This is a genomic window from Rhodococcus sp. IEGM 1366 (assembly GCF_033142425.1).
GTDB lineage: Bacteria > Actinomycetota > Actinomycetes > Mycobacteriales > Mycobacteriaceae > Rhodococcus_F > Rhodococcus_F globerula.
In genome coordinates, this window is sequence record NZ_JAWLRZ010000004.1 from 638215 (window position 1) to 646890 (window position 8676).

The window sequence follows — 8676 nt, forward strand, 5'->3', positions numbered from 1 at the left end:
CTGGTCCGCGTTCAGTCGTCAGCTCCGCGCGCAGCCAGTGCCTCACCCATCGCGTCGGCGGTCATGAGGGTTCCGATGATGACGGGAACGGCAAAGGATCGCAGTGAGAAGCCGAGACCGCGGGCCTTGCGTGCTTCGGACACCTGTGTGATGACCTCGAACATCAACGGGATGCACCGGATGGTCATCGCCAGCAAGAGCGCGATTCTTTCGGGATTGACCCCGAATCGGCGCAGCGGGGTGAGGAAAGCCGTGATGGCGTCGAGCATTTCCGAAATGCGGGTTGTCAGACCCATGAGCGCGGCCAGCGCGATCGACAGGATCAGAACGCCACAGACGACGGCCGCGCGCTCCCACCCGGCGACGAGTATCTGGAATCCGCCGATGAACAGCAGCATCCACAATGCCGGGCGCAGATGGGCGATCGCAATGCGGAACGGAATCCGCGCGGCTACGTAGAGCGCAACAACAACAACGGTGGGTGGCACCAATTGCCAAGGGCTGCGCACGAATACCGATACCGCGACGATTGCGACGATCAGCGCGAGAAGTTTGTAGCCAGGCCGCGCCCGATGGAGGATGGACGTGCCGGCGCGGTAGTGGCCGAGTGTGGTCACGAGACGAGGGAACGGTAGAAGTCGACGGACTCCGCGGGCGGGCCGTCGGCCACGACAAGCCCTCGATCGATCACCAGAACTCGATCGAACGAGGAGAGCAGATCCAGTTGGTGGGTCACCACGATCAACTGCTGTGTGAGGGACGCGAAGACAGAGCTGATGAGCTGCGAGTTGCGCAGATCGAGCAGCGTTGTCGGTTCGTCCGCCACCAGTACCTTCGGCTCGGTCACCATGATGGCGGCCAGGGCAAGAAGTTGTTTCTGACCGCCGGACAGTTGGTGGGTGGGATGGTCGCTGTGTGACGCCAATCCGAAGCGCTCGAGGACCGACGAGACTTTCTGGGCCCGTTCAGCCTTGCCGAGTCCGCTTCGCCGCAGCGAAAACTCGATGTCCTCGGCGACGGTCGGCATGACAATCTGATGATTGGGATCGGTGAACACAAAGCCGACGTGCTTGCGTACGTCGCGTCCCTTCTTGGCGGTATCCAAACCGTCGATACGGACGGAACCTGTTGCCGGAATCACCAATCCGTTGATCATGCGGGCTAGCGTCGACTTGCCGCTTCCGTTTGCACCGACAATCCCGATGCGCTGCTCGGTCAGTGTCAGGTCGACACGATCGAGCACGGTGCGTTCGCCGAAACTGTGCCCGACGCCTTCGAAGATGATCTCGCTCATCGAGGAATCAGTTCGCCACTGCTGTTTTTGCGCGTGCGGCGACGCTGTCACGAAGCAGTGCCGGATACGCACGATGGACCTGAGCGGCGACCACTGCGGTGACAACGGCTTTCGCAGCATCGAGGGGGATGAAGGCGGCGTTGGCGGTCCACGCGGCGAGGAAGGTCATGTGTCCACGGATCATCATCCCGGCGATTCCGAAGAGGTAGAGAACAACAACACCGCCGAGAAGGTTGATGCCGATTCCAGGAATGATTCGGTACTTCGGGAGCATCTTCGTCGTCAGCCATCCGATGACAAACGCCGCAGGTATCCAGCCGATCAAGAACCCGGCAGTGGGACTCGACAGCGCAAATAATGCAGTCCGCCCGCCGGCGAGCACCGGTAGCCCGACCAGGCCGAGCGCGATCACGGTCAGCACCGCCAGTACGGCCTTGCGAGGCCCGAGGAGCGCACCGGCCATCATCACACCGAGTGATTGAAGGGTGATCGGCACACCGGAGATTCCGATGTTGATCGCCCCCGGTAGACCCAACGCGATGATGAGGGCCGCGAACACTGCAACGTGCGCGAGGTCGCGGGCCGGAATTCGGGTGGTAGACACGGCGAACGTGCTCCTTAGGGCGTACTGGATGGAACTTCGCGAGTCTACGTCAGCGCGAATCACGGGTGTTTTGGATGCATGCCCAGTCTCGTCATGGTTGATCAGGGTGAACCCTGATCTTTACCTGATCTTGCCGGTGAGCTGCTGCTTTGTCCGGCCGAACGTGTCAGGCTGGTGTCACGGACTTTCTCTAAGCCAGTCCGAAAGCTCACGGCAAGGAAGGTACGTCATGTTCTGGAAAATCGTGTTGGCTGTGGTCCTCGTGTGGATCGCGCTTGCAGTGGTCGGCGCGTTGATCAAGGGTCTGTTCTGGATTCTGGTGGTCGGCGCGCTGGGCGTCGGCATCTACTTCCTCGTGAAGGCGATGTCGGGCAACGATGAAAACACACCCGTTTCGAGGATGTGACAGGCACAATCGTGCGGTATGGAACCATTCCCCGAGGACTGGCAGCGCGCGATTGTGGTCGTCGCCCATCCGGATGACATCGAGTACGGCGCAGCTGCAGCGGTAGCCCGCTGGACGGATCAAGGCAAGGACGTCAGATACGTACTCGCGACGAGCGGGGAAGCCGGGATTGCAGGACTGCCGCCGGCGGAGTCCGGACCCATCCGCGAGGCAGAAGAGCGTCGCAGCGCCGCTGTTGTGGGAGTGAGTGAAGTCGAGTTCCTGGGTCTTCCTGATGGTCGACTGATTGCCGGACTCGAATTGCGTTCCGTCTTGGCAGCCGCGATCAGGCGGCACCGGCCGGAACTGGTGGTGACGATGAACTTCTCGAACACCTGGGGCCCTGGCTATCTCAACAGTGCCGATCATCGAGCGCTGGGAATCAGTGTCCTTGACGCGACCGCGGACGCGGCCAACGAGTGGATCTTTCCGGAACTGTCGGACGTCGGACTCGAACCGTGGACCGGAGTTCGGTGGGTTGCAGTGAATTCGATGACACCGACTCACGGCGTCGACGTGAGTACAACGGTGGCGCGAGCGGTGGATTCCTTGGCCGAGCATTCACGGTATCTGGCGGCGCTGAGTGAGATTCCGGTACGCGTGCAGGCGCAGGCTCAGATCGACATGGTGTCGGGGCCGAAGCCCGGCTTCGAGGCCGACCGTGCCGTCGGGTTCGAGTTGTACTATTTCTGATAGTCGGAACACGCCGTGTACTAGTCGCACTGCCGGACGGCGCGTCGGGTAGCGTGTTACAGACGATGGCAATCCGTAACGCAGATGATCAAGTCCTGCCGCGAAAGGGCGACGGTCAGCGCACTCCAAACCTCGCGATCGACAATCTCATTCTTGATGCCGCGCGATCGTGCGTGCTCGATTTCGGTATGCAGCGCACCACGTTGGCCGAGATCGCTCGGCGCGCCGGCGTCAGCCGGCCGACGGTCTACCGGCGCTGGACGGATACCAGAGCAGTTGTCGCAGACCTCCTCACTCGCGAAATTCGGGAGGTCCTCCCCGACATACAGACGACGGGTTCGGCTCGGGATCTTCTTCTCTCCGCAGTGGTCGACGTTGTCGCCGAGATCCGCGATCATCCGCTGTTCGTGAAGATCCGGTCGACGGATCAGGAATTGCTGACCACCTACATCGTGGATCGCATTGGTGCCAGCCAGAAGTCGATACTCGAACTCATGACTGCTGTGGTGACAGCCGGGCAGCAGGACGGATCGATCCGTCACGGAAATGCTGACGAGATAGCGTCCATGCTGTTGCTGATGGCACAGTCGGTGGTGTTCTCGGCACCGACACTGCAGGATCGACTTTCTGCCGATGCAGCGGTGCAGCAGTTGAGAATTGCGGTGTCGGCGTACCTGACGCCGACTGCAGGAACGGACGGTTAGAACGATGGCCGACAGCGATCGCAGTGCACCGAATGCCGATCCGTCGGCGCTCAACGCCGCCCGTCGGACACGCGAGTGGGACGAACTCTCACGCGGAAGTTCTGTGGATCTTCTGGTTATCGGCGGCGGAATCACCGGTGTCGGTGTGGCTTTGGACGCCGCGACGCGTGGCCTGAGCGTTGTGTTGGTGGACAAGCACGACCTGGCCTTCGGTACCAGTCGGTGGAGTTCCAAGCTCGCTCACGGCGGACTTCGGTATCTTGCGTCGGGAAATATCGGTATTGCCCGTGAGAGTGCTGTCGAACGCGGAATCCTCATGACGCGAACGGCGCCGCATCTCGTACGGGCGATGCCGCAACTCGTACCGTTGCTCCCGCAGACGTCGTTCTTCGGAAAGTCCTTGGTGCGTACCGGATTTCTAGCCGGTGACGTCTTGCGGGCAACGGCTCGGACACCGTCGTCGGTGTTGCCTCGCTCGCGCGCGGTGAGCGCGTCTCGGGCACGAGAGTTGGTGCCGGCGGTACGGCAGGCGGACCTTCGTGGTGCGCTGACGGCCTACGACGGTCAGTTGATCGACGACGCTCGACTGGTTGTGAACATCGCCCGCACAGCGGCATCTTTCGGTGCTCGGATTCTGACCAGGGTGGGTGCCTACGAGGTGTCCGGTACGTCCGCGACGTTGCGAGACGAGTTGACCGGAACCGAGTTTCTGCTGCGGGCTCGGACAGTGGTCAACGCGACGGGCGTGTGGGCAGATCAGGTGGATCCCAGTATCACCCTGCGTCCGAGTCGCGGCACGCACTTGGTGCTCGACGCGAAATCGCTGGGTAATCCCACTGCCGCACTGACGGTTCCGATTCCGGGTGAGACCAATCGGTTTGTCTTCGCGTTGCCGGCGCAACTCGGCCGGATCTATCTCGGTTTGACCGACGAAGCGGCGCCCGGCCCCGTACCCGACGTACCGCAAGCGTCGGATGCGGAAGTGGATTTCCTTCTCGCTACGGTCAATACGGCTTTGGAAGTTCCGTTGACCCGGGCCGATGTGCTCGGCACTTTTGCGGGTTTGCGACCGTTGCTCGATACCGGCGGGGGATCGACTGCTGACCTGTCGCGTAATCACGCGGTGGTCCGGTCGGCAACCGATGTGATCACGGTTGTCGGTGGCAAGCTCACGACGTATCGCAAGATGGCGGAAGACGCCGTCGACTGCGCGGTCGAAGCGGGCGGATTGAACGCGGGTCCGTGCCGAACGCGCAACCTGCCGTTGGTCGGTGCCGCGTCGCGCGCTGTGTTGGACCAGGTTCGAGCGCCCGCCGGGCTGGTGGCGCGGTACGGCACCGAAGCAGAAGCGGTGGTCGGATTGGGCGATGACGGACTTCGTCAGGTAGCCGGGCTGGATATCTGCGCCGCCGAACTCGCCTTTGCGGTGTCTCACGAGGGGGCACTCGACGTGGACGATCTCCTGGATCGTCGGACGCGTATCGGTCTGGTGGCTTCCGATCGTGAACGTGCGTTGCCGGAGGCGGAGCAGGCATTCCGGGCGGTATGACCGGTCGTTGTGGCGTGTGACACGCTGATGCGGTGCGAGTAGCCGTTGTTGCCGGGCCGGACCCGGGTCATGCTTTTCCCGCAATAGCGTTGTCGCTGGCGCTGATCGCCGCGGGCGACGAGCCGATCCTGTTTACCGGGTCGAGATGGGTGGAGAAGGCCCGTGCTGCGGGAGTGAACACCGAACCTCTCAAAGGCTTGGCGCCGAGGCCCGGCGACGACGACCTTGACGCCGGTGCGCGGATCCACTCGCGGGCGGCGTACATCTCGACCGAACTGCTGCCCGATCTGAAAGCGGTAGCCCCGGATCTGGTGGTCTCGGACATCCTCACTGCCGGAGGTGGATTGGCTGCCGAGCGACTGGGAATTCCGTGGGTGGAGCTCTCGCCTCATCCGCTGTACTCGCCGTCCCGAGGCCTGCCGCCCATCGGGAGCGGGTTGGCTCCCGGCGTCGGGTTTCGCGGACGCCTGCGCGACACCGTGATGCGAGCGGCAACGGGTCGTTCGATCAAACAAGGACTGGCCCAGCGATCCGAGGCGCGCGTCGGAGTCGGACTACCCGCAGTAGATCCAGGTCCACATGCACGATTGATCGCGACGATTCCAGCGCTGGAAGTTCCGCGGCCGGATTGGCCTGCCCACGCGCACGTCGTCGGCCCGTTGTTATGGGAACCGACTCGCGAGATTCTGGAACCGCCGCCAGGTTCGGAACCGTTGGTCATGGTGGCGCCGTCGACCGCGCACACCGGCGCGGTGGGAATGCTCGAGCAGACCGTCGACGGCCTGGAAGGGTCAGGGCTGCGGCTGATCGCGTCGGTTCTCGACGGTTCGGACACGCTGTATCCGGATTGGGTTCGTGCCGGGCTCGGCCGTCAGGACGTGATGCTGCGCGACGCTTCGGTTCTGGTGTGCGGAGGTGGCCACGGAATGCTGGCGAAGGCTCTGTCGGCCGGCGTGCCGACGGTGGTTGTTCCCGGCGGCGGCGATCAGTGGGAGTTGGCCAATCGTGCCGCTCGCGCCGGTAGTGCGGTGATCGTACGACCGGCTGATGCCGGATCCATCAGGGACGCGGTGTTGCAGGTTCTCTCCCAGCGCAGCTTCGCCGACGCGGCCGGCGCTGCCGCGGCGACGGCATCCGACGTCCGCGACCCGGTGGCGGTGTGTCGGGAAGTTGTGGCCGGGGGAGTGGCGGCCTGACCTGTGCGGAGTGTGCACAGCTGCCTGGGTGGACTACCGTGGCGCCCGTGCGATTGACCGAGTTTCACGAATTGGTACGAGAAGAGTTCGGGCAGGTACGAGGTGACTCGATGCTGCTCGACCACGTCATCCTGAGCCTTGGCGGACTGACTGCCGCAGAGGCTATCGAGGCAGGCCAGGACCCCCGCGAGGTGTGGCGAGCGTTGTGCGCGGAGTTCGACGTGCCGCCGTCGCGTCGCTAGTTTGTTTCGGCAATGTTCGATCCTTGCCTGTGTTTCGAACAGATGTTCGTCTATGCTGAGTGTGTTCGGTGGTAACTGCCGCTTCCGCGACTGCAGGGTTCGAGTGGGTCGGCACGATGAATCAAAAGTTTGTCGGTAGCCGGATCTACTCTGATCGCAACACCACTGAAGAGACTTGAGAATGGGGATCACGATGGCACCACAGGCACCAGATCGGGACAAGGCGCTCGACCTCGCGTTGGCGCAGATCGACAAGAATTTCGGCAAGGGTTCGGTGATGCGCTTGGGCGAAGGCGTTCGCCAGCCCATCGCGGTGATCCCCACGGGTTCCATCGCGCTCGATGTCGCGCTGGGCATCGGCGGCCTGCCTCGTGGTCGAGTCGTCGAGATCTACGGCCCGGAATCCTCGGGTAAGACCACCGTTGCATTGCACGCAGTTGCCAATGCGCAGGCCAACGGCGGCATCGCTGCATTCATCGACGCGGAACACGCACTCGATCCGGATTACGCGGCCAAGTTGGGTGTCGATACCGACGCACTGCTGGTCTCCCAGCCCGATACCGGTGAGCAGGCGCTCGAGATCACCGACATGTTGATCCGCTCCGGCGCTCTCGACATCATCGTTGTCGACTCCGTGGCAGCACTTGTTCCCCGCGCCGAAATCGAAGGCGAAATGGGTGACAGCCACGTCGGTCTCCAGGCTCGTTTGATGAGCCAGGCACTGCGAAAGATCACCGGTGCCATGAACAACTCGGGCACCACCGTCATCTTCATCAACCAGCTTCGCGAGAAGATCGGTGTGATGTTCGGTTCACCCGAAACCACCACCGGTGGTAAGGCTTTGAAGTTCTATGCGTCTGTCCGTCTGGACATCCGCCGTATCGAGACGCTCAAGGACGGTACCGACGCAGTCGGTAACCGCACCCGCGTCAAGGTGGTCAAGAACAAGGTCGCTCCGCCGTTCAAGCAGGCCGAGTTCGATATCCTCTACGGCCAGGGCATCAGCAAGGAAGGCTCGCTCATCGACATGGGTGTCGAGCACGGGTTCATCCGTAAGTCCGGCTCCTGGTACACCTACGAAGGCGACCAGTTGGGTCAGGGCAAGGAAAACGCTCGAAAGTTCTTGCTGGAGAACACCGATATCCGTGACGAGATCGAGAAGAAGATCAAGGAAAAGCTGGGTATCGGTGCCGATGTCACCGCTACCGATGAAGCTCCCGCCGACTTCTGATCCCTGTCATGGAGTACATCGACGATGACGGTGGCAGCGACACCGGTTATCGACGGTCTCGCTCGCGGTCCGATCGGGCGGGCAGCCGTGGTGGCAGCGATCACCGCGGCGAACGCAGGCAGCGCGGCGAAGGTACACAGCGCGCCGAGGGTGGCACGGAGGCGCAGGCAAAGGATGCTTGCCTGCGCCTCCTGAGTGACCGCGCGCGCAGTCGGTCCGAGTTGGAAAAGAAGCTGATCAGCCGGGGATACGAGACCGACATTATTACTCGGGCACTCGATCGTCTCCAGGAGATCGGTCTCATCGACGACGCGGATTTTGCCAACCAGTGGGTGCATTCACGTCACACCTATTCAGGCAAGGGCAAGAAGGCGTTGGCCGTCGAGCTTCGACTCAAGGGCGTCGATCAGGATGTGGCAACTGAAGCGTTGTCGCAGATCGATGCCGAAGACGAGCGCGAGCGGGCAGCTGATCTCGTTCGAAAGAAGTTGCGTAACAAGCCGGTCGACGATCGCGACAAGGTGATGAGACGTCTGGTGGCGATGCTTGCGCGCAAGGGCTACTCGGCGAGCATGTCGTACGAGGTCGTCAAAGCCGAGATGGCTGCCGCGGAGCCGTAGGCGACAAAACTACGCGGAGCCGTAGGCGACAAAACTACGCGGAGCCGTAGGCGACAAAACTAGAAGCGGGGTGTGTCACCGAATTTGGTGACACACCC

The 8676-nt window shown here is 62.4% G+C and carries 11 protein-coding genes; 8 read left to right on the top strand and 3 right to left on the bottom strand.

The genetic code is table 11. The annotated features are described in order from the left end of the window. Positions 1-11: 11 nt before the first annotated feature. Genes R4P64_RS15650 through R4P64_RS15660 form a run of 3 tightly spaced genes read right to left on the bottom strand, consistent with a single transcriptional unit; the run spans position 12 to position 1898 of the window. Complete coding sequence (locus R4P64_RS15650; RefSeq protein ID WP_033234840.1) at positions 12-617, bottom strand: energy-coupling factor transporter transmembrane component T family protein; 606 nt, start codon at positions 615-617, stop codon at positions 12-14. After that, positions 614-1294: an energy-coupling factor ABC transporter ATP-binding protein gene (locus R4P64_RS15655; protein ID WP_033234839.1), complete on the bottom strand. Its 681-nt coding sequence runs from the start codon at positions 1292-1294 to the stop codon at positions 614-616. The genes R4P64_RS15650 and R4P64_RS15655 overlap by 4 nt, the downstream gene beginning before the upstream one ends. Before the next feature lie 7 nt (positions 1295-1301). Continuing rightward, positions 1302-1898 carry a biotin transporter BioY gene (locus R4P64_RS15660; protein WP_033234838.1) on the bottom strand — a complete coding sequence of 199 codons (597 nt, stop codon included), beginning with the start codon at positions 1896-1898 and terminating at the stop codon, positions 1302-1304. A 229-nt stretch (positions 1899-2127) separates the two neighbouring features. On the opposite strand from R4P64_RS15660, the gene R4P64_RS15665 reads away from it, so the two are divergent. The 8 genes from R4P64_RS15665 (at position 2128) to recX (ending at position 8578) form a co-directional block, all read left to right on the top strand. Further along, positions 2128-2304, top strand: a complete 177-nt coding sequence (locus tag R4P64_RS15665) for a hypothetical protein (protein ID WP_033234837.1) — start codon at positions 2128-2130, stop codon at positions 2302-2304. Between the two features lie 18 nt (positions 2305-2322). Next, on the top strand, positions 2323-3036 hold the full coding sequence (locus R4P64_RS15670; protein ID WP_219111613.1) for a PIG-L deacetylase family protein: 714 nt from the start codon (positions 2323-2325) through the stop codon (positions 3034-3036). A 65-nt stretch (positions 3037-3101) separates the two neighbouring features. Then, entirely contained in the window at positions 3102-3740 is a 639-nt protein-coding gene (locus tag R4P64_RS15675; RefSeq protein WP_033234835.1) for a TetR/AcrR family transcriptional regulator, read from the top strand. 4 nt (positions 3741-3744) lie between these two features. Next, positions 3745-5289, top strand: a complete 1545-nt coding sequence (locus R4P64_RS15680; protein ID WP_317821595.1) for a glycerol-3-phosphate dehydrogenase/oxidase — start codon at positions 3745-3747, stop codon at positions 5287-5289. A 32-nt stretch (positions 5290-5321) separates the two neighbouring features. Next, positions 5322-6485: a glycosyltransferase gene (locus R4P64_RS15685; protein ID WP_317821597.1), complete on the top strand. Its 1164-nt coding sequence runs from the start codon at positions 5322-5324 to the stop codon at positions 6483-6485. Positions 6486-6532: 47 nt separating this feature from the next. Further along, positions 6533-6727: a DUF3046 domain-containing protein gene (locus R4P64_RS15690; RefSeq protein ID WP_033235000.1), complete on the top strand. Its 195-nt coding sequence runs from the start codon at positions 6533-6535 to the stop codon at positions 6725-6727. A gap of 193 nt (positions 6728-6920) precedes the next feature. Next, complete coding sequence (gene recA / locus R4P64_RS15695) at positions 6921-7958, top strand: recombinase RecA (protein ID WP_033234999.1); 1038 nt, start codon at positions 6921-6923, stop codon at positions 7956-7958. An 8-nt stretch (positions 7959-7966) separates the two neighbouring features. Beyond that, positions 7967-8578, top strand: coding sequence for a recombination regulator RecX (gene recX, locus R4P64_RS15700; protein ID WP_072782495.1), 612 nt, complete (start codon positions 7967-7969; stop codon positions 8576-8578). Positions 8579-8676: the final 98 nt, after the last annotated feature.